Genomic DNA, 22,165 nt, shown 5'->3' with positions numbered 1-22,165 from the left:
ACCAAACATGCATGTTTATATTGTCATGTTTGTTTCTTACATGAGGTAAAATCTATATCACGTGGTCCTAGGCTTCTGGCAGAGATTTACTGTGTTCAATTGATATAATAATGTACATACCAATGTAGTAAGAAATTGAAAGCAACTTTTGTGACCAATAGTCATCTTAAGTGAAAGCGATTTCCGTTATAATTTATGTGAGGGGGAGCTAGTGATGTTGGAGAAACGAAGCCTGAATACTTTTTATCAATTGATGAAATTGCAACCGGCGCAACAATCCTCTTTTATCGACAAGATAAACTTAACTGAACGTCAGTTTCAATATGATGTAGAAAAAGTTAATAGCTTCTTATTCGACATGGGGATACCTCCCATTAGAATTTTGGGCGACCGAATCTTGATAGAACAAGAGGTTGTCGATTATTGGAAGGGAAATGGAGCAGGCTTTGTAGCAAATCAATTTTCTTTTGAGCAGGTAGAGCGTGTAATCATATTCCTATTATATACCTTCATCCGACATGAACCTCTTTCCAATTTTCACTTTCAACATTTGTTTGGCGTTAGTAAGAATACAGTCAGTTCAGATGTGAAGCGAGTTAATAAGTTTTGTGTGGATTTCCGTGTTGAAGTACGCTATTCACGGGAACACGGATATCATTTAAAAGGGACGGAAGAGGATAAACGAAACTTAATGCTTAAGGCGATTTCCATGTTAAAGATTAAATCATATGCTCATGAGAAATTTACATTTATATTTCAGCAGCAACAATTGCAGAATCAGTACGATAACTACCAACAAGTATTGAAGGATTTTGAACAGCAATATTCATTTGCGTTCACAGAAGACAGGTTGGATGAATTTATCTATTTGCTTCAAATGATCCATATTCGCCAACAACAACAAAAACGGGTGCAAATTTTTCCGGATACAGTGAGTTTTTTGGAAAATCAACAGGCTTTCTTGGTATCTACATTGATACAACAGCGCTTGGGACATACAACTAATCGGGAAGAGGTTGCATTTTTGACAATTCAACTCCTCGGCATATGCCAAGGGGAGGTTAGCCCTGTAAGGACTGATGCACTGTTTGCTATTACGGAACAAATCATTGTTAACTTTGAACGGTATGCATGTATTCAATTATTAGATAGAAACAAGGCAATGGAAACACTATATTTACATTTCAAGCCAGCTTACTACCGTATGCTCTTTAAAATACCAATTACAAATGTATTGCTTGATGATATTAAGGAAGAGCATAGAGACTTGTTTATTGTTGTAAAAGAAGTACTCAAACCGATTGAAGAAATGTTAAATATTAAGATACCAGAAGATGAGATTGGCTTCCTAACCCTCCATTTTGGTGGATTACTTGAACTAGATAGTGAAAGCTCGGAGAAAGTATATAGAGCTTTAATCGTATGCCCAAATGGGGTTAGTTCTAGTTTAATGTTGGAAAATCAATTAAGATCACTTTTTCCACAATTTAAGTGGACTTCATCGTTTTCATCCTATGACTTTCAACATCTTGAAGATACAGAGTATGATCTTGTATTTTCCACTGTTGTACTGAAAACAAGAAAACCATTATTTATAATTAGAGCAATTATGAGTGAAATGGAAAAGAAGGAACTAGTACAAACAGTAGAAGGGCTTACGCTCCAACAGTCATACCATAATCCAACTTCAGATGAATTAATAAGAATTATCCGTCAGTATGCGGATATCAAACAACCTGAGCAGTTAAAAAGCGCATTGCAGCAGGCATTGTTTAAAAACGATCACTTGAATATAGGGAGGAAACAACCAGTGTTAAAAGATTTATTAATCGAAGAAAATATTCAGTTTATGCATGAAATAGGTGATTGGAAAAATGCTATTAAGAAGGTAGCGGAACCTTTATTATCAAATGATTCCATTACAAATCAGTATGTAGAGGTCATGATTGAGAACGTAGAAACGATGGGGCCATATATTATCATTGGCGAACAAGTTGCGATTCCTCATGCACGCCCGGAGTTCGGCGTGAAAAAATTAGGGATGAGCTTGTTGAAACTATCAGAACCTACTTACTTGTTAGGTGAAGAGCAAAACAAAGTGGAAATATTCATTTGTTTAGCTGCTATTGATAACCAAACACATTTAAAAGCTTTGGCTCAATTGACTACCTTGTTGAGTGATCCCGAAAAACTAGAACTTTTAAAGAAGGCTGAGAAAAAAGAAGATATTCTAAACTTAGTTGTAGAGTTTTCTGAACTATAAGCTTACAAAAATGAAAAATACAATCGAAACTAACTATTAATAGGAGGAAGTAAAAATGAAAATTTTAGCAGTATGTGGAAACGGTTTAGGTACGAGTTTTATATTGTCGATGAATGTAAATAAGGCACTAAAAGTATTGAATATAGACGGTGAATGCAAGAATATGGACTTAGCGAGTGCAAAGACAGAAGTAGCGGACTACTATATTGGTACTCCTGAAATTATGGAACAATTGCAAGATGGTAACAAAAAAACTATTAGTATTATCAATATGGTCAGTGCAGATGAAATCCAGAAAGAGTTAACTTCTCATATCTTGGGGGAAAAATAGTATGTTTGATTTTATCATGAAGGATATTTTAGGGACTCCTGCTATTTTAGTAGGGTTGTTCGCTTTATTTGGTTTGCTTTTACAGAAGAAGGCAATTACCGATGTTGTTTCTGGAACATTAAAAACGATAATGGGCTTCCTTATCCTTAATGCAGGTGCGACAGTATTAACGGGTTCACTAACTATCTTCGGAGAAATGTTTGAAAAAGCATTTAATATTGAAGGCGTTATTCCAAACAATGAAGCAATTGTGGCGTTATCACAAAATGCTTTTGGTACTGAGACAGCTATGATTATGTTAATAGGTATGATAGTGAATATCGTATTAGCACGATACACGAAGTTTAAATATATCTTTTTAACAGGACATCACACTATGTTCATGGCTTGTTTACTAGCTGCTGTGCTTTCCACATCAGGGATGGGGAGTGTTCCTCTTGTAATTCTTGGCTCTCTAATTTTAGGTGCATTGATGGTTCTACTACCTGCAATGCTACAACCTACAGTAAGAGAAATTACGGGTTCAGATGACATTGCTGTAGGACATTTCGGTTCATTCGGTTATTTCGTTGCTGCTAAAGTTGCGAAATTGACAGGAGACAAAACGAAATCAACGGAAGAGGTTAAAGTACCAAAATCACTTGGTTTCTTACGTGATTCATCTGTAGCATTAGCGTTAACAATGACAATTATGTTCCTTGTAGTTTCTTTATTTGTTGGTCCTGCATACATAGAGGAAAACCTTAGTGATGGTACAAACTTCTTAGTATTCTCATTACTACAGGCCATTACTTTTGCTGCTGGTGTTTTCATCATTTTAGCGGGTGTTCGTATGCTGATCGCTGAAATTGTTCCCGCTTTTAAAGGGATTGCAGACAAAATTGTTCCAAATGCAAAACCTGCACTAGACGTACCAATTGTATTCCCATTTGCACCAAATGCAGTTATTATTGGATTCTTATCAAGTTTCGTAGCGGGATTACTAAGTATGTTTTTACTTCCACTCGCAGGATTGGCAGTAATCGTACCAGGTCTTGTTCCTCACTTTTTCTGTGGAGCAGCCGCTGGAGTATTTGGTAATGCAGTAGGTGGACGTAGAGGTGCTATAATTGGTGCTTTTGTACAAGGAATCTTAATCAGTTTCCTACCAGCAATGTTGTTGCCAGTTTTAGGTTCCCTAGGATTTGAAGGCACAACGTTTGGCGACTCTGATTTCGGTGTAGTAGGTATTATCATTGGGTATATTATTAATCTTTTTAATTAATAACAGGTAGCCATATAATAACGTAGGCAATCAACCTATAGTGTAAATTAAAATTAAAGCAGCCATGGACAATAGTAGTCCATGGCTGTTTTGTTTGTACATGACTTATTTTCGGATGTTGTACACAGGTACCTTACACTATTCTTTACAAAATATTGTTGAAAAAATTAGTGATAACTTAAGATTCTCCTGTATAACTAACTTTTCCAGTCTCAACTAATTCCTTCAGCCCCATGAACATATAATTCCAACCATGTTCACTTCCATCATGATATTCTCCTAGTGCTTTCTCAATATCAGATTCTGTCCAATTTTCTTCATGAGCAACGTGAATATGTTGTGAAAATGTCATTTCGCATCCTTGTGGAAGTTCTTTTAGCTCAACTGTAATCGTATCCTCTAATTCACTGAATTGAGGCATTTTAAAAGTAAATACCAATTTTTGAGGAGGATCTATTTCAAGATATTCCCCAATTGCACGGTAATCTTTACCCTCTCGATGATCGACAATTTCCCAAGTCCCGCCTACTTGAGGATTGTTTTGTGCGACCTTGTTTGTCCCTTCCAATGTAAAAAACCATTTTCTCATCATCTCAGGATTCAACCATGCGTCAAAAACTCTTGCGGCTTCTACGTCGAATATTCTTGTCATTGTTAAAGTCGTTGTTGATAAATTGTTCATTTAATCGCTCCTTTTCCTTTTAATGTTCTTTCTTTTTCGCCTTCATTAGCTCACTTTCAAGAAGATCAAAGCGTTTACTCCAAAATTTCTCGTAAAAGTGAAGCCATTCTGTCGCTTGAGATAATGATTCAGCCTTTAAGCGACATATGTGTATTCTTCCATTTACAATCCTCTCGACTAAATTTGCCTTTTCCAAAACTTTTATATGCTTTGAAATTGCAGCCAAGGACATATCAAACGGTTCAGCCAGTTCAGAAACTGTCCTTTCATCCAGAGCCATCATACGAACCATATTTCTTCTTGTTTCATTTGCCAATGCATGGAAAATGTCATTTAGATTTTCTTCATTTTGATTAACCATGTAGTTAAATATAACTGATCATTGCTTGATATTCAACCACATGGTTAAATTAATATTTACAAATCAAGGATTAGTGATATTATTTTCCAATATAATGAAACAATTCCTCCCCCTAATCGTATAAAAAATAGAGGTGAACTATTGTTATGTATTTATCTATTGAAGAACCTACAAAAAAAATTTCCAAAGAGGCAGTAAAAGTCTGGAGACTAAGTAATACTATTGGACATGGTATTGGTATCCTAATACTAGGAGCCTTACTATTTGTAGATTTCTATTTTGACTGGAAGTTTTGGATCGGCTGGATACTAATAGGCGTTACCGGGTTAACCGCACTTTCCGCCATGTATTCGATTTTTATTGAGCCCTTTTATTTACAAAAGACATGGCGATATGAGGTGGATACTGAGCATGTTCAACTTAAACACGGAAGAATTGAACAAAAACATATTATAATACCGATGTCGAAAATAGAATTTGTCTCAACACATCAAGGACCTCTACTTCGTAAATATGGTTTGTATAACTTGGGGATAGGTACGGTCACTTCATCCCACACAATACCTGCAATACCTGCCGAAGAGGCACTTGAATTACGTGCTAAGATCGCAAGGCTAGCGAAAGTGAAGGACATGGATGATGTAGCAGGTGAGGAACAATGACGTTTTCTAGATTGAATCCATTATCTATTTTGTACAGACTAATTCATCTTATAAAGAACTACATGATAGGTGCGGTCTTTCTTTTCGTGTTTAAAGCTCAATCTGAATCTACCTTTATTCTTATTTTTAAAGTAATCTTTTTACTGATTGTCACCGTGCAGATATTGTCTATCTTTATAAACTGGTGGACTTTTAGGTACAACATATCCAATTCTATGGTTCATATTCATGAAGGAGTTTTCGTGAAAAAACAACGTCACATTGAGATTAAACGAATTCAAAACGTTCAGCAGCAAACTACTTTTTTACATCGAATATTTAAGTCCACTGCTCTTACGCTTGAAACTGGTACTAGTAAGGATGATTCTTCGGTTACCTTTCCTTTTATTAAGACAATAGATGCACTAATAATCGAGGATCAAGTTTTACAATCGAAAAACAGCAAAGAAGATGTGGAAGAAACAACAGTGGACAAGTACATAACTTTGTCTAACAAAACGATACATTTCACTCCTACGAAGAAAGAACTTATAAAAGCTGCCTTTACGTCTTTTCGATTTCTAGCATTTATACCGCTGCTTAGTTCGCTTTATTTCGGTATAAACGACTGGATTAACATCGAATCAGAAGCAGAGTCTATTTTTAATTACTTTCTCACTCATTTATGGTTGCTGATTCCGATATCACTTGTTGCAATTGTCCTCTCTATTATTACAGCTCTAATCACAACTTATTTAAAATATGGAAGGTTTGAAATAGCTGCAGATGAGGAGCGAATATATATAAAAAAAGGAGTACTTTCGGAGAGTTCTTTTTCTATTACAAAAGATAAAGTACAAGCTATACAATTTCAACAATCTATTTTAAAGAGAATGTTTGGTTTAGTTGAAGTGAAATTAGTGAGTGCTGGCGGTGTAGGGGAAGAGAAATTGGAAAGCAATTCATTATTTCCATATCTATCCGTAAACGAAGCTACTCAATTAGTTGAAAAGTTACTTCCGAAATTTCATATTCCGCAGAAAGAGAATCGATTACCTCCCAAAGCTCTTTTTGTTCGATATATAAGGCCTCCATATATCTGGTTTATCATTAGCCTAGGAATTTTTATTTTTAAGCGAGAGTGGTTATTTTTATCCCTTATTTTATTTATCATTATTTACATTGCACGGTATATGGATTACCGAAATACTCGTTACGAGGTGGAGCATGATTTTATAAAAATAAGAACAGGCGCTTTAACTCTTTCTTCCTTTGTAACGAGACGTGTCAAAATCCAAGAAATTGAAGTAACAAATAGTATGCTTCAGCGGAAGATGAATGTAGCAAGTATTCAATTTTCAAATAGAGCAAAACCTACGGAAATATCTGTATTAAAGGATATACCAAAGGAATTTGCTTCCACATTTGCGAATTGGTATAAAAAAAGAACAAGGGAAGTTCAATAAAGAAAACTTCCTTCAGTTGAGACTTTCTTCACCGCCCACGGATATAAACTCCAAGATGATCTATTCACATAGGTCGTCTTTTTTTGTTTTTTGGAGCTATCGCCAACTGTTTTGTCATGTTTAGCGGAAGTTTAATCAAATTAGTGTAAGGTTCTAAAATCATCAACCGAATAAATAAAAATTATACTATTGACAATTTATAGGCATACTTATAGAATTAATTGAAAATGATTATCATTATTAATTAAAAACGTTTTCATCATACTATTTATCAAAAGGAGAAAATCACTTTGAAAAAGCTATTTATACCAATTCTATTTTTGTTTGTACTCATTGTTAGTGCTTGTGGAAATAATGAGACAGAAAACGAAGAAAATACAACTAAGACAGAGGTAGAATCAGAAACATTTACTTACCAATCAGAAACTGGACCTGTTGAGGTTCCTAAAGACCCACAACGAATAATTGCTCTTACTAACGGACCAAATGTCTTGGCTTTAGATGCTAACATCGTTGGAATTGATGAATGGACTAATATGAATCCCCTTTTTGAAGAAAGATTAGGGGGAGTAGAAATCGTAACAGAGGACAACCTGGAGAAAATCATCGAACTAGAACCAGACCTAATCATAGCTGGATCTTATATGAAAAATATAGATAAACTAAATGAAATTGCTCCTACTGTAGTTTATACATGGGGGAAACTGGACTATTTAACGCAGCAAATTGAAATTGGAAAACTCCTAAATAAGGAGAAGGAAGCAATAGAATGGGTAAATGATTTTAAAGAGCGTGCCGAATCCACTGGAGAGGCTATTCGAGCAAAAATTGGTGAAGACGCAACCGTTTCTGTAATAGAAAGCGGAGATAAAGAGTTTTATGTATTCGGAAATAATTATGCACGCGGAACAGAAATATTGTATCAAGCAATGAACTTGAAAATGCCTAATAAAGTACAGGAACTAGCGCTTGAATCAGGTATCTATACCTTTTCCTCGGAAATGCTTCCAGAGTTTGCTGGAGATTACGTAATTTTAAGTAAAAACCCTGATGTTGATAATTCCTTTATGGACACGGAGTTATGGAAAAACATACCTGCCGTTAAAGACAATCATATATATGAAATAAACACTAAAGCATCTACCTACAGTGATCCAATAACTCTAGATTATCTTCTGGAAATTTTCGAAGAATCATTTCTTAGTAATTAGTAAGCAGGAAAGAAAGAATTTTTATAAGATGCTGGGACAGAACCGCAAAACAGCATGTTTCTCTGTGAGAAACATGCTGTTTTTTTGCTGTGCACAAAATTGATTTCCATTCCAGGGACGCTTTCCACGCTATTCCCGTAGGAGTCGGCCCTCCATTTCAATCAATTTTATAAAATATCCATTATTTAGTAAAGGTTTCTACTTATCCAATAAAACTTCTACCCCAGCCTCTTTTATATAAAAAGACCCTCTTATGTCCAACTTTTAACAACTTAATATGGAAATAGCAGTGCTTCATTTATCTGCAAGTTTTTTAAAATCATTCCCGGTTGGATTCTGGAAAAGGTGAATTCCAAACTCCGGTGCTACGGCGAAAAGATGGTCAAAGATATCTGCTTGAACCGTTTCATACACTGCCCATTGTATATCGTTGGTAAATGCATATATTTCTAAAGGTAAACCGTTCTCGGTTGGAGCTAACTGCCTAACCATTAAAGTCATTTCCTGATTGATTCCAGGATGATGTTGAATATAGTTACTAATATACGCTCTAAATACACCAATATTCGTAAGAGCTCTACCATTCACCGGATTGCTTTGATTAATTTTATTTCTCGTATTGTATTCCGCAATTTCCCGTTCCCTATGGATTACATAGTCCGAAAGATAGTGGATATTTTTAAAGTTATTGATCATCTCCTCAGTACAAAATGTAATACTGTTCTTATCGATAAATAATGAACGCTTGATCCGTCGTCCTCCAGAGTTTTGCATCCCACGCCAATTTATAAAAGAATCGGATATTAGAGCATAACTTGGAATCATTGTAATAGTTTTATCAAAGTTTTGCACTTTGACTGTATTAAGGGAAATATCAATAATGTCTCCGTCTGCACCGTACTTTGGCATTTCAATCCAGTCCCCAACCTGAACCATATCATTGGTCGACAACTGAATCCCAGCAACAAGGCCTAATAATGAATCCCTAAAAACCAACATGAATACGGCGGAGAGAGCACCAATTCCACTTAGAAGTATAAGTGGGCTTTCCCCTATAAGGGTTGCGATCAGCAGGATGATCCCAAGCGTTATGATAATAATTTTAACCACCTGAATATACCCTTTAATAGGCTTGGTCCTAGATACTTCATAGGTTTGATAAATATCATTCATTGCATTTAAAGCGCTACTGATAATTACTAACCCCATAATTATTAAATATGCTATTGCAATCTTTTCAATTAACTGTTGAAAGGATTCTGGAAAGGCGGGAGCAAATGCGTAAATAATAATCGCTGGAACTATATGTGATAGCTTATGAAAAACTTTCCTTTCCAAAAGCATATCATCCCATCGGAATTTAGTCTTTTTCACGACTTTAGAGATTATCCTGATTACTACCTTTTTAGTAATAAAATTAGCTACAATACAGATAATCATTATTAAAAGAATCATGATAATAATAGAAAGATATCCGGCTAAGGTAGTGTTCATATCAAATTTTAAAAGTTGGTTATGAATGTAATTCATTTATTTCACCTCATTGTATGTATTATTGTTGGTATCATAGTGTGCTACTCATATTTGTTACAAGTGTAATGAGATAATAACCATTGTATCAGAAAAAATTAATCTTCACTTTCTTCGACACTTAGCGAGGGAAAATTCTAAGATATGAACAAATATAACGATAGATTGAAGAAATAACTAAGGGGAATCGAGATCGGATCAATAGTGGAAGTATACTTCATATTAAATATAGAATAGCGTATGACAAAACAATAGAATCTGGAAGCCGTGGAATTGGGAGAAAGACTTGAGGAGTGTAGATTCATGTCAGTTTTTGTATTAATGAAAATCGGTCCTGTGTAAGAAACAATCAAGAATGTTTAAATCATCATGTTTGTTTCTTGAACAGGGTTATTTTGTAAGGAGATTTTTTAATCATATTATTCAATAGAAGTTGCAATTTCCAAAGCAATCATTGGATCTTTTACTTCGTCTATCATATAAACTATATTTTCCTTTTGCCAAGTAATTCGATTATCTAATTGATACACGTCAATGTGAGCGAATCCGTTTGGTTTAGGAATAGGTAATGTATGACTTTCTAAAAATTCAGTAGCTTCTTTTGCAAGCTTTTCTCCACTTTCTCCTTCTGAAGTATGTGTGTGTGCACCGATTGCCCAACGACCTTCATTCCAACTTGTCCACATGGAACCAGCCCCAGCATCCTGATATCCGGTGATGTTATAGCCAAGATCAATTGTTTGTCCTCCCAGCTCACTAAAGTTTTCAAAAGCTACTTGTTCACTTGCTTCCTGCACACTCTCATACTTTTGTGCATTAATACGAGCTATAATTTGGCCATTTTCTAAACTTTCATGATTAATAGCAACCGGATTAACGCTTTCGTAAAAAACAACTTCATAATAACTTTCATCTGATTTAGTCGTTGCGGTTAAATGCTTTCCATTTTCTAATGGTAATTCACTTGGAAGAAGTTTAGTTAAATCCGTTTTCAAGTCTGTTTTTACTGCTTCTATTACTTCTGCTTGTGTCATAGCTGGTTTAGTTTGATTGGCTCCCTTTTCTGTTGGGAGGTTTTGGCCCGACTGTACTCCAGGATTCTGTTCTTTACTATCGTTGGTAATTTTTTTTTCGTCATCGCTAGTGGAACAGGCACTAAGCAAACTTATTATTAGGATCGAGATAAAAATTCGTGTAAAAGATTTCATCTGAATCTTCCTTTCTCTGTATGTTTAATTTTTCCCCACCCTCAAAAAAGTAAACTCGCTTTGTTAGTGAAGGTTGCCAGGTTTTAATATAAAACCTCCCTTTTTTTCACTTATGGTCTACAAATGACTTCGATATGTTAGGTGTGATATGAAATGGTATGCTTAGTAAAAAGTAGATAAAAAGGTGGTGGAAATATGGAAAAGTCAATTCACATTTTAGTAGTGGAAGATGATAATGATATAAATGAATTATTATGTAATATTGTTAGAAAAAATGGTTATATCCCACAGGCTGCCTATTCAGGTACGGAAGCTATGCTATATATCAAAAACAGGGAATGGGATATGCTATTACTAGATTTAATGCTCCCAGGAATGACGGGAGAGGAAATTTTAGAAAATATAAGTGAACAAACGACTTGCCCAATCATTATTATTTCTGCAAAGTTAGCACAACAAACGAAAATTGATGCATTGCGAACAGGAGCGGATGATTATATAACAAAACCTTTTGATATTGGAGAGGTATCTGCAAGAATTGATTCGCATTTGCGAAGATATCAAAAGATGGGTAATATATCAAAAAAGAAAGAACTTCGTTATAAAGACTTAACTATCGATACAGAGGCGAAATTAGTACAAGTGAATAACCAAATGCTCAATCTAACAGCTCGTGAATACGCTATTTTAAAGCTATTATTATCTTCACCCAAAAAGGTTTTCACGAAGGCAAATGTATTTGAAAGTGTGTGGAAAGAAGAATTCCACGGAGATGATAACACGATTAATGTACATATAAGTAATGTTCGAAACAAGCTAGCGAAGGCCAATCCGAAAGAGGAATATATCGAAACGATTTGGGGTATGGGGTACCGATTGAAAACTTAAGGTTTTCTTAAGAAACGCCTTAAGCCTTTCTTATGTTTTCCTTTTTATACTAAAAAGTATCACATAGAGGAGGCGGGAAATATGGGCGATTATGTTTTGAAAACAAACCAATTATCAAAACAATATAAACATCAACTTGCGTTAAGTAAAGTCAGTCTATCCATAAAAAAAGGATCCATCTATGGCTTTATTGGACAAAATGGAGCTGGTAAATCAACACTTATTCGTACAGTCACAGGTTTAGCTATCCCATCAACAGGGACAATTGAATTATTTGGGGAGAGCAATGAACAGCATCTAATTGAGGCTAGAAAGCGAATTGGGACAATTATCGAAGGTCCTGCATTGTATCCACAAATGACGGCTAAAGAAAACTTGGAAGCACATCGATTGTTAAAAGGAATTCCAGGTAATGAGTGTGTCGAGAAAACACTTGCATTAGTTGGACTAAAAGATACTGGGAAAAAGAAAGCAAAAAATTTTTCGTTAGGTATGAAACAACGGCTTGGACTTGGTATTGCATTACTTGGAGACCCAGAGTTTTTAATTTTGGATGAACCGATAAATGGACTGGATCCCATGGGAGTAGTAGAAATACGAGAGTTATTGAAAAGACTGAATCGTGAATATGGCATAACTATTTTAATTTCCAGCCATATTTTAAGTGAACTTCATTTGTTAGCGACACACTACGGAATTATTCATAAAGGCGAGTTAATAGAGCAATTAACAGTAGAAGAGCTAAACAACAAATGCCAGCAGTATTTGCATATTAAAGTAGATAATGGGCAAAGAGCAGCCGCATTGTTGGAAAACAAACTAGCGACATCAAAATTTGAAGTGATGCCGGATGAAACGATTAAACTATTTGATTATCTAAATACCCCTGGGAAAGTTTCCACATTCCTTGCGAGTGAAGGTTTGATTATCGAACAATTCATGCCAATGGGGGAGGATTTGGAAACGTACTTTATGAATCGAATCGGGGGTGCCGAGTATGAATAATTTAGTGAAATCTGAATTATTTAAGTTGAGGAAAGATCGATCTTTTTGGACATTGGTTATTGGATTAGTTTTGGTAGCGACTTTATACCCATTTCTTATCTTTTACGATGATAGTACTGCCGATGTCTCTGTGAAAGAGCTATTTGCATATACAGCTCTTGGGGGAAATAATTACATTGTAAAACTTGTTCCTTGTATTCTTGCAGGTTTCTTCATTTCCAGTGAATACTCAAATGGTACGATGAAAATAATGGGCTCTTCCGGTAATAGCAGGATTCGTATCTATTTTTCGAAACTTCTCGTTTTTACACTTGGAGCCGTAATTATTTCGTTAGTATTCCCAATTGTTCTGACGGGAGTCGGAGCAATCTTTGCAGGATTTAATGATATGCCTGGATTAGGCTATATGGTACGAGCGAGTGGTCTAACTGTTCTGTATGCAGCTGCGTTCGCTTCGATTATGGCTTTAGTTTCCATTATTTTCACGGATAGCGGTAAGACGATTGGTTTTCTCATCCTATTTTTCATCTTGTTTGATAGTATTTTTTATGCATTAAGTCAAAAGTTTTCTTTCATTGAACTGACTTTTAATAATTCGGCATTCAAGCTTTTTATGGATATCGGTAAATTTAACCTGTCCAATAGTGAACTTTTCAAATTAGCGATAGTACCAATATTAACCTATATTGCATTGGCAATTGTAGGTAGTCTCGTGTTCCACAAGAAAGAAATAAAATAATTTAGAAAAGCGGGTGGGCAGTATGCTGTATATAACAACTCTTTGTATAATAATAGTGCTATTATTGTTCACTCGCCTTTTTTTCGTCAAAAAAGAGATCCAAAGTATGACTAATCAGCTTAAGCAAAAAAATAGGAAAATTAATCTTTCTTTTTTTGATAAAGATTTAGAAAAGTTAGCAAAGGAGATTAACGAACAAATTGATTTAACGAATACGGCCAGTGCTGAAAAAAAGCGAACTGAAAACGAGTTGAAGCAAGCGATTGCCAACATTTCGCATGATATACGCACACCGATGACATCCATTTTAGGGTATGTTCAATTTTTAGAATTGGAAGAAATAACGTCTAAGGAAAGAGCCGGTTATACAGCGATTGTGAAAAATGGAGCACTGCGACTTAAAGCTTTACTTGAAGACTTTTTCGAATTGTCGATTGTGGAATCCACTGAATATCCTTTAAGAATAGAACGTGTAACGTTGAACAATTTAGTTTTAGAAGTGTTAGTAGGGTTTTATGAAGAATTTCATCAAAAAGGGTTAGAGCCAATTGTCCAGATTCTTGAACAGGACATTCAGATAACTGCAGACGTTTCAGCAGTGAAGCGGGTCATTGAAAACTTACTTATCAATACGATTAGGCATTCACAAGGAAATGTAATTTTATGTTTGGAGCAGCATGATAAACTTGTTCAGCTTACAATCAGTAATCCCGCACCCCTGTTACAGGAAATTGACGTTGCTCATCTGTTTGACCGCTTTTACAAAGTGGATCAAACGAGAACCGGCAAAGGTACGGGACTTGGGCTTTCTATTGCAAAAAGCTTGATGATGAAAATGAATGGCAGTTTAACAGGTGAACTAAAAGAGGGGCAATTGATCATGACATGTGCATGGAAAATCTGAAATACGAATCTACCCTGCGTTAGAAACATTAATAGCTTCTACACTTTCCTATTTGTTCTTGTTCGCCTATTGCACAACAAATGGGGAGTATACATATCATGGGAAGAATGTGCTTAAACACATTACAATTGCAAAAAAGGCAGGTCAAGTTATGGATTCTTCAATCGATTACACCTCACCGTCCACACAGTTCACTTTTGATGTAAATAAAAGCCCCTTCTTTAAAAAAGATAATTATAACTTTATGAATATTTTAGGAGTCCAACAACTAAATACATTGGATAATATATCTTTACTTGATATTTTTCTCAGCACCAACAATAATATAGAGCCACATTATCACCCAAATGCAGCAGAATTGGTTTACTGTATTTCCGGAGAACTAGCTGTTTCTATACTCAATCCATTTACAAAGCAATATCAACATTACACGATTACACCAGGTCAAGTGACAAATATCCCACAAGGTTGGTGGCATTATCAAATGGCTACCGAAGATCGAACGCATATTATAGCTATATTCAATGCTTCCACGCCTGAAGTAATTCTTGGTTCAGATATTTTAAAATTGACACCTTCGAATATTATGGCGCATACCTATTGTATGAACGAAAACGAGTGGAAAAAAGCGATAGCTCCAGTTATGCCATCCACATATATTGGTCCACCAAAAAACTGCAACAAAACTAGAACAGATAATCCGCAATACTATCCAAATCATTTCATCAATCAAAGCTATCCAATGCAGTAATACAACCTATATGAGTGAAAGGCACCAGTTTCTAAAACAATTCTGTATTGTATTAGAAACTGGTGCCTTTTTTTAGACATGGCTAAAGGGAACAAAGGTTGTCCATTAAAAAAACAACATATATGTATTATCTTCCAAAACAGGTTTCAATTAGATAGGATGAAAAAGAATTAGTCTAGTTATATTCTTTTAGTAGGCGAAGTAATAGGCAGGGAATACTTTTTATGGAATTTCATGTGAATAAGGGAGAAAGGGATGTTGTGAAATCGAAAGCTCGTTACAATACCTAATTACTTGCGAAAACCTCAGTTATTAATTATTAAGTAATGCTAAAGCCTTGGAGTTTTCTCTATACGTTTTACTGATGATATAATATGCTACATTAGTAAAGAGTATCAGCTATTCACGCATGGAGGATTTCAAATGATTGAAGTAATAACGGTAGTTAATATGTTAGTGGAAGTAAAAAATACGAAAGATTATGAAAAAAAAGTAGAAAAGATTTTGCGATCCAAGACTCGGTCTATTCAATATATAGAGACGATTAGTATGTCTGAACCAAATGAAAAACTGATCGTAAGTGCTTTGGTGAAGTATAGAGTGCTCATAGAAGAAAGAATGGAAAACAAGTTTTTAGATGATTATGTGGGTCTCGTTCTCCCGATGTTTTATAATCGTTTTAAAGCGATGCCAGTAAGCAACCAAATTTATAAAATTTCGAGGATCAAAAAAGAATATGGTGCTCGGCGTTAATATTTTTTGGCACATAGGGAACCTAAGAAGTTCTGAATAGTAAACACTAGCACTAACCATAATATAAGTTCTTAGCACTTATCAACTCATAACAAGTTCCTTCTCAGTTTCCTTTGTTTCTACCGGTTCTAGAAAAGTAGGTGATAAGGAAGGAAATGTAAATATAAATGTCGTTCCTTCTCCAATTTCACTTTCTACATGAATTGTACCATTCATAGCACGTACGATACTATACACTACCATAATGCCGAGGCCTGTCCCCTTGTCTCCTTTTGTTGAATAATAAGGCTCACCTAGACGGGTCACTTGTTCAAGTGTCATACCTGAACCAGTATCTTTAATGAGAATGCTTACAGTTGTTGGCGTGCTCTTTGTTTCAACCGTTAATATTCCTCCCTTTGGCATTGCTTCTATTGCATTTTTCATGATATTTACTAAGCATTGATGAAATTTTTGTTTGTCTCCTTCAATCTCCTCTCCCGGTGAAAACATAGAAACTATTTTGACTGAATTTCGCTTTGCTGATGGTTGTAGCAATTGAACTACTTGTTCTAGTTCTTCCTGAAGAAGCAGGGGTTCGATCGATTTAATTTCAGGATTAGAGAAATTCAAATAATCTTGAATGACTCTTTCAGCAGATTTCAGCTCGTTTTTAATAATGGAGAGGTATTGTGTATGGTTCTCTCTTGAAATAGAATCATTTTGTAAAAGTTGAACAAAACCAATCGCTGTTGTCAACGGGTTGCGAATTTCATGACTAATAGCTGCACCCATTTGTTCAACAGCCTCTAACCTTTTGGATTTCATAGTGCGTTGGCGCAATTGAATGGCCATAGTAATCCCTTCAATAATATAGGAAATGATTCCAACCGCGATTGGTTGAATGACTAAATAGGCTAACCAAACTTCGGTAGAATTGTGGGGCAAGTGCCATACTCCCGTTGTAAAAGTTTGGACAAAACTGAATAGAAATGCTACGCCTACCGAAAAAAGAACACGCTGGTTGGGAGAGCGTTTTTTAAACCATGGAGAGATTCGCCAAAAAAGAATAGCAAGCCCTCCATAATACATGATGGTCATCCAAAAACCATAATCAATTCCAAAAAAACCTCTTACGATTATAATGAATGCAGCCAAAAAAGGACCTAAACCCAAATATAAACTTCCAACAATGAACGGAATCTTCCGTAAATCAAATACGATATTAATGCCTTCTATTTGAAAGGTAAACATAAAACAGACTACTATACTAACAATAAAATAGGTGATGGCAATAAATTGAAGAGACCTATACTCTTTCGTTTTCTCTGCCCATAATACTCCAAAAAATAGTAATACTATTAACAAGGATAAGTTGAAAAAGAAATATACTATTAATTCCAAGATACTATCCCTCCAATACTATTTAATACAAAGAGTATTCATCTTTTCTGTACTTTAGTTTTATGAAGCTTAAAATGAAATTGAGAAATTGTACCTTTTCCGATTTCACTTTGAACTTCAATTGTCCCTCTCATTGCACGTAGTATGCTATAAGCAACCATCATGTTGAGACCAGTTCCTGTAGGTCCTTTTGTAGAATAATGTGGTTCTCCTAAGCGATTAATTTGTTCATTACTCAAAACTGTTTCTTTATCTTGTATTGCAATAATTATTTTGGACTGGGTAGCGGTAGTTTTAATGACTAATGTGCCACCTTGAAGCATAGATTCGATGGAACTTTTTATAATATTTATAAAGCATTGATGGAATTTTGATTGGTCTCCTTGTATCATTCCATTGGAAGAAAAATCAGTAGTAACCTTTACAGAATGATAATTAGCCAGAGGCTGAAGTAATTTTATAATATGCGTTAATTCTTTCTGAATATCTAGTTCTTCTGTTGATTCAATAATTGGTTTAGAAAAGGTTAAGTAATCTTGTATGATACTTTCTGCTGAATCTAGTTCATCTTTTATGATAGACAGATATTTTGTTCTTTTATCTTTATCAAGGGAACCTTGGTCGAGGAGTTCAATAAATCCAATTGCTGTAGTTAATGGATTTCTAATTTCATGAGATATTGCAGCCCCCATTTGTTCGACTGCAGCCAGCTTTTCCTCGATTATTAGCTGTTGTTGCAACTGTTGAATCTTTTCTCTTACTTCAATGACGTAAGATAACATGGCAACCCCAAGTGGTGGGACTACTACGTAGGCGATGAACATGTCTAGCAATTGGTCAGGAGATACTATGTTTAATGCTAAGGTGAATAGGATGCCAATACTTATGAGTAAAGTAATACCGGTAGAAAAAAGTATTCGTATATTAGAAGTGAGTTTTAAAAACCAAGGAGAAATATACCATATAAAAAAACTAAACACGCTATAAAATGCAACTGCTATAAAGAATCCAACATCTATTCCATGGAATGCACGAAAGAAAATAACTAAAAATCCTAGTATAGGACTGAACCTCAAATAGAGTCCGCCCAATAAAAAAGGAATTATCCTCAAATCTAAAACATACTCACTTTGTATGGGATAAGAAAATAGAGAACAAAGTATTAACGAAAAAACAAAATAAAATAAGCCTGCTCGCTTGTGTAAATGGATACTACCGGCTCTCTTATTTAATAGAAAAAAAATAAAAAATAAAATCATTAATAAGGAAAGATTAAATAGAAAATGCATCGTAATAATTCCCAATATATACCTCTTCTAATAATTTATATAAATTTATAGTAACGAAAGAATGCGGAATATACAATACTTTTCTATTGAATATTCAGAAGATTCATGATGATTTTTGTTTGAAATTGGTAGAAAGGTTTGAAGTCATAGTCATCAACGGTAAATCCACTGACAAAACAGGTGAAATAGTGGGCAAATTTGCTAAAAGTTACAGTTTTATAAAAACGATTCATATGGTGGTCCCATATTTTTATGCTAACCGTGAAAGGTACTTTTACTACTAAGAAATTAGTAGATTAGCCTTTAGTTCTACTACTATCCTCTTAATTATTTGATAATTCAAATTTCTCGTTGACCTAACACGTACGCTTCGGTATGTTATTTTAAGGAGGATTATTCCGGGATTTTATATTTTTCCGGAGGTTATTACCTTCAAAATCTTTATCTTTATGAAATCTACTATATATAATGGAGGTGGAAAATGATCTTTGTAGGTTGACCAAAGTCACAATACTATAATAAGGGAGTGAAAGTTTTGAAAATCAGAAAGTTTTTTAGTGTTTTTCTAGCTTTACTATTAATTGTTTCTTTGTTCCCGATCTCTTCACTAGCTGAAACGAACAATGAAGATTTGATTGAGGTTGAGGCTGCTCCATTAGACCCTTCCATGAGTCCAGTGGGAGAAATGCATAAGATAAATTATATTAATCAAAGCATTGATGGTAAAGCAGATTTTATCATGCTTTATACATCTGAGTATGCGAAAGAGATTTTAGTGAAAAAGTTTTGGGTAGCCGTTCAAGTCGATGCAAACAATACGGTTACAAAGGTAGTCGGTCAATCATTAAATGGTGCGCCACCTGTTTGGGAGGATGAACAATCTATAGCAATACCTGAAGGGGGATATGTTCTTCTAGCACAAGACGACTCTTGGGCTACGAAAGACTTCCGTAAATTCTTAGCTATCAATTTTAAGGAAGGCGATGTTATTAAGTTAAGAAAAAATGGGAATGTGGTTCCAATTACAGAATTTATGACAGGTAATGGATTGAACGCAAGAATCAATTTACAAAACGAGTTAATGTATTCGGTTACGGAACCGCAAGCTAATATCTCTGGTTCTATCCAAAACTTTGAAAGTGATAAAAACTATAAATTGCTAGTGAATAAACAGGAGGTAGAACTTCAAGAAGATGGTTCCTTCGAATATACGTACGAACTAACATCAAGGACCAATTACATCGATGTAGAAATTTACAAGAATGAGATTTTACATGATAAAAAATCGTTAGTTGTTTACTATCAAGACTCCCCGGCTGAAAAAAAAGAAGTCTTTCTCTGGGTTGATCAAGCATCAAACGCAAGAAGATTCCAATCCAGTGAGGATGTTCTTAACATGCTCATTGAAGCCAAAGATGCAGGTGTTACAGCTGTGATGTTTGATGTGAAGGGCGTTGAAGGTTTCGTATCCTATCAAAAGAACGATCTAACAAATCGTCCATATGTAAGTGAAATGATAGCAGATAGTAGAAGTGGCTCAAACCCAGATTTAGATTTATTAGAAGTATTTATCGAACATGGTCATCAATTAGGGTTAGAGGTTCATGCTGCATTTAACGTATTTGCGGAAGGTTCTATTGCCTTTGATGAATTTGCAATATTAAATGACCATCCAGAGTGGGAAGAGAAGGTTTATCGATCTGAAGATAACGGAGAAATTTTACCATTAAGAGAGAGTGCATATGGTAAAAAAGGTGCTTTAGTAGCTTTTGTTAACCCTTCTAACCCTGAGGTTCGAGACTATCAATTAAAAACGTTTGAAGAAGTAATGAAAAACTATGATGTTGACGGTATCTCATTGGACCGTGGGAGATATGACAACTATTTCGCTGATTTTAGTGATCAATCTAGAACACAATTTGAAGATTTTCTTGCTGAAAGAGGAAAAACATTAACGAATTGGCCAGAGGATGTCTTTTATTATGAAGGAAGTAATCGTGTAGATGGCCCACTTATCAATGAATGGTTTACATTTAGATCTAGCGTAATTAATAGTTTCGTAGAAGAATCAAGGGAATTAGTTGACCAATACAATATAAGTGATAATCGTGATATTGAGTTATCTGCATATGTTGGCTCTTGGTTTGAATCTTATTATCTAAACGGTGTAAACTGGTCTAGTCCAACCTTTACCTATGATTCACGATTGCAATTCCCGCAAGAAAGTTTGTATGGGGAAGATTACCAGCAGGCAGCTTATTCTGATAAGTTAGATTTCCTAATGATTGGTACTTATCAAACTACAGCACAGGAAATCAATAAATATATTACACTTGGAAATATCCTAACAGATGGACAAGTACCTCTTTATGCAAGTATGGCTTTAGCAAATTTACAAGATCCATCCTTACAAAGAGAAGCCTTCCAAGCAGGGCTTAATAATACAAGTGGACTCATGCTTTTTGACTATTCACAAGCAAACTTCCCTGTCATCAAGGCTTCTATAGCGGACGAGGAATATGTGAAGGATTATGTACTAGGAATCAGTAATCCATCTGAACCAGATAATCCATTTGTTGGAGACTTCTTAAATATCAATCGTAATGAAGATAACTTAAATGTGTACTCTAACACATTTGGACTTTCTACGGCTACCAATAAATGGGGAGTCGAGGCAGTTGTGGATGCCAACGGTGAAGTCGTTAAGATGGTGAATAAGAAACAAGCGATGAACTGGAGCTGGAACGTGGTAGAAGATAACAATAGCCTAATTCCAGAGGGTGGCTTCGTCATTTCAGCACTTGATAGTTCCGGCATCCGTGAAAGAAGAGTTCTTGTTGGTACTAACTTTGATATTGGGGATAAGGTTCGTTCCGCTATTGTGAAAGGTTTCTTGAACTATGAAGGGAAAACATTCTCTACTGTTGGTTTCGAATATCAAGGTATAGTACAAGTAGTGGGGCCGGGTAATGCTGAAGTATCTGTGAATGGTTTAGCAGCGCCGATACAATCAAATGGTGAATTCTCTGCACAGCTTTCACTTCAGCCTGGTGAAAATCAGATTGAAATCGTCGTTTCTGTTGATGGTTTTAAAACACATCAACAAGTGGTAACCGTTTTTGCTGAAGAACCAACTCTAGAACAAGTTATCGAGTTTGTCGAAAAGGCTTCTTTCACTAACAAGGGTATTCAACAAGCGGTACTTGCCAGATTAGTAGGTGCACAAAAAGATTTTGCTTCAGCAGAAGAGCTTAACGAGAAAGGATTAGTTGATCAAGCAGAAGAAGCAAGATTAACAGGAATTCAAAAACTAGAAGAACTTCAAAGTTTTGTTCAAAAGCATGCAGGCAAGCATATCCCTGTCGAAGTGGCCGAAGAGCTAGTCTCGTATATTGAAATATTTACCCTAGCCTAAGTAGATTCTGAAAATGCAACATGAGAAAGCATAAAGTGGGATGGAGGGCAGCTCCATCCCACTTTTTTGGTGGACAGAGAA

Annotated in this window: 20 protein-coding genes; 14 read left to right on the top strand and 6 right to left on the bottom strand. The window is 35.3% G+C overall.

Annotated features, from left to right (window positions below; all coding sequences use genetic code 11):
- Positions 1-214 precede the first annotated feature (214 nt).
- The 3 genes from MKY37_RS08800 to MKY37_RS08790 are packed head-to-tail and all read left to right on the top strand — an operon-like array spanning position 215 to position 3,858.
- Positions 215-2,263, top strand: coding sequence for a BglG family transcription antiterminator (locus MKY37_RS08800; RefSeq protein ID WP_340776072.1), 2,049 nt, complete (start codon positions 215-217; stop codon positions 2,261-2,263).
- 55 nt (positions 2,264-2,318) lie between these two features.
- Complete coding sequence (locus MKY37_RS08795) at positions 2,319-2,594, top strand: PTS sugar transporter subunit IIB (RefSeq protein ID WP_340776069.1); 276 nt, start codon at positions 2,319-2,321, stop codon at positions 2,592-2,594.
- A gap of 1 nt (position 2,595) precedes the next feature.
- Positions 2,596-3,858 carry a PTS ascorbate transporter subunit IIC gene (locus MKY37_RS08790; RefSeq protein WP_340776066.1) on the top strand — a complete coding sequence of 421 codons (1,263 nt, stop codon included), beginning with the start codon at positions 2,596-2,598 and terminating at the stop codon, positions 3,856-3,858.
- Between the two features lie 178 nt (positions 3,859-4,036).
- Here MKY37_RS08790 and MKY37_RS08785 read toward each other — a convergent pair whose 3' ends face one another.
- Both MKY37_RS08785 and MKY37_RS08780 read right to left on the bottom strand, forming a co-directional pair.
- Positions 4,037-4,540 (bottom strand): SRPBCC family protein, encoded by a 504-nt coding sequence (locus tag MKY37_RS08785; RefSeq protein ID WP_340776064.1) that lies wholly within the window; start codon positions 4,538-4,540, stop codon positions 4,037-4,039.
- Between the two features lie 19 nt (positions 4,541-4,559).
- Positions 4,560-4,901: an ArsR/SmtB family transcription factor gene (locus MKY37_RS08780; RefSeq protein ID WP_340776061.1), complete on the bottom strand. Its 342-nt coding sequence runs from the start codon at positions 4,899-4,901 to the stop codon at positions 4,560-4,562.
- A gap of 146 nt (positions 4,902-5,047) precedes the next feature.
- Between MKY37_RS08780 and MKY37_RS08775 the strand changes: the two genes are divergently transcribed.
- The 3 genes from MKY37_RS08775 to MKY37_RS08765 all read left to right on the top strand — a co-directional run bounded on the left by MKY37_RS08775 (position 5,048) and on the right by MKY37_RS08765 (position 8,219).
- Positions 5,048-5,563: a PH domain-containing protein gene (locus MKY37_RS08775; protein WP_340776059.1), complete on the top strand. Its 516-nt coding sequence runs from the start codon at positions 5,048-5,050 to the stop codon at positions 5,561-5,563.
- Positions 5,560-7,008 (top strand): PH domain-containing protein, encoded by a 1,449-nt coding sequence (locus tag MKY37_RS08770; protein WP_340776057.1) that lies wholly within the window; start codon positions 5,560-5,562, stop codon positions 7,006-7,008. Before MKY37_RS08775 ends, MKY37_RS08770 begins: the two co-directional genes overlap by 4 nt.
- 290 nt (positions 7,009-7,298) lie before the next feature.
- A complete protein-coding gene (locus MKY37_RS08765; RefSeq protein ID WP_340776055.1) occupies positions 7,299-8,219 on the top strand; it encodes an iron-hydroxamate ABC transporter substrate-binding protein in 921 nt (306 codons plus the stop codon).
- A gap of 294 nt (positions 8,220-8,513) precedes the next feature.
- Here MKY37_RS08765 and MKY37_RS08760 read toward each other — a convergent pair whose 3' ends face one another.
- Together MKY37_RS08760 and MKY37_RS08755 are read right to left on the bottom strand one after the other, a co-directional pair.
- The gene (locus tag MKY37_RS08760; RefSeq protein WP_340776050.1) at positions 8,514-9,749 is read right to left on the bottom strand and encodes a mechanosensitive ion channel family protein; all 1,236 of its coding nucleotides are present in this window, start codon (positions 9,747-9,749) and stop codon (positions 8,514-8,516) included.
- 419 nt (positions 9,750-10,168) lie between these two features.
- Positions 10,169-10,957, bottom strand: coding sequence for a hypothetical protein (locus MKY37_RS08755; protein WP_340776047.1), 789 nt, complete (start codon positions 10,955-10,957; stop codon positions 10,169-10,171).
- Positions 10,958-11,152: 195 nt separating this feature from the next.
- Between MKY37_RS08755 and MKY37_RS08750 the strand changes: the two genes are divergently transcribed.
- The 6 genes from MKY37_RS08750 to MKY37_RS08725 all read left to right on the top strand — a co-directional run bounded on the left by MKY37_RS08750 (position 11,153) and on the right by MKY37_RS08725 (position 15,997).
- Entirely contained in the window at positions 11,153-11,845 is a 693-nt protein-coding gene (locus MKY37_RS08750; RefSeq protein ID WP_340776046.1) for a response regulator transcription factor, read from the top strand.
- Between the two features lie 81 nt (positions 11,846-11,926).
- A complete protein-coding gene (locus tag MKY37_RS08745) occupies positions 11,927-12,850 on the top strand; it encodes an ABC transporter ATP-binding protein (RefSeq protein WP_340776044.1) in 924 nt (307 codons plus the stop codon).
- On the top strand, positions 12,843-13,589 hold the full coding sequence (locus MKY37_RS08740; RefSeq protein ID WP_340776040.1) for an ABC transporter permease: 747 nt from the start codon (positions 12,843-12,845) through the stop codon (positions 13,587-13,589). Before MKY37_RS08745 ends, MKY37_RS08740 begins: the two co-directional genes overlap by 8 nt.
- Before the next feature lie 106 nt (positions 13,590-13,695).
- Positions 13,696-14,493 carry a sensor histidine kinase gene (locus MKY37_RS08735; RefSeq protein ID WP_340776038.1) on the top strand — a complete coding sequence of 266 codons (798 nt, stop codon included), beginning with the start codon at positions 13,696-13,698 and terminating at the stop codon, positions 14,491-14,493.
- Between the two features lie 151 nt (positions 14,494-14,644).
- Positions 14,645-15,244: a cupin domain-containing protein gene (locus MKY37_RS08730; RefSeq protein WP_340776036.1), complete on the top strand. Its 600-nt coding sequence runs from the start codon at positions 14,645-14,647 to the stop codon at positions 15,242-15,244.
- 423 nt (positions 15,245-15,667) lie between these two features.
- Positions 15,668-15,997 carry a hypothetical protein gene (locus MKY37_RS08725; RefSeq protein WP_340776035.1) on the top strand — a complete coding sequence of 110 codons (330 nt, stop codon included), beginning with the start codon at positions 15,668-15,670 and terminating at the stop codon, positions 15,995-15,997.
- A gap of 81 nt (positions 15,998-16,078) precedes the next feature.
- Here the strand turns inward: MKY37_RS08725 and MKY37_RS08720 are convergent, their stop codons facing one another.
- Both MKY37_RS08720 and MKY37_RS08715 read right to left on the bottom strand, forming a co-directional pair.
- Positions 16,079-17,380: an ATP-binding protein gene (locus tag MKY37_RS08720; RefSeq protein WP_340776033.1), complete on the bottom strand. Its 1,302-nt coding sequence runs from the start codon at positions 17,378-17,380 to the stop codon at positions 16,079-16,081.
- 38 nt (positions 17,381-17,418) lie between these two features.
- Positions 17,419-18,456 (bottom strand): HAMP domain-containing sensor histidine kinase, encoded by a 1,038-nt coding sequence (locus MKY37_RS08715; RefSeq protein ID WP_340776031.1) that lies wholly within the window; start codon positions 18,454-18,456, stop codon positions 17,419-17,421.
- Between the two features lie 299 nt (positions 18,457-18,755).
- Between MKY37_RS08715 and MKY37_RS22385 the strand changes: the two genes are divergently transcribed.
- Both MKY37_RS22385 and MKY37_RS08710 read left to right on the top strand, forming a co-directional pair.
- Entirely contained in the window at positions 18,756-18,953 is a 198-nt protein-coding gene (locus MKY37_RS22385) for a glycosyltransferase (RefSeq protein WP_445323029.1), read from the top strand.
- 251 nt (positions 18,954-19,204) lie between these two features.
- Positions 19,205-22,084, top strand: a complete 2,880-nt coding sequence (locus tag MKY37_RS08710; protein ID WP_340776029.1) for a family 10 glycosylhydrolase — start codon at positions 19,205-19,207, stop codon at positions 22,082-22,084.
- The last annotated feature ends 81 nt before the right edge of the window (positions 22,085-22,165 follow it).

It is taken from the genome of Psychrobacillus sp. FSL K6-2836 (genome assembly GCF_038003085.1).
GTDB lineage: Bacteria > Bacillota > Bacilli > Bacillales_A > Planococcaceae > Psychrobacillus.
This window is presented reverse-complemented; position numbering and strand designations above follow the sequence as displayed.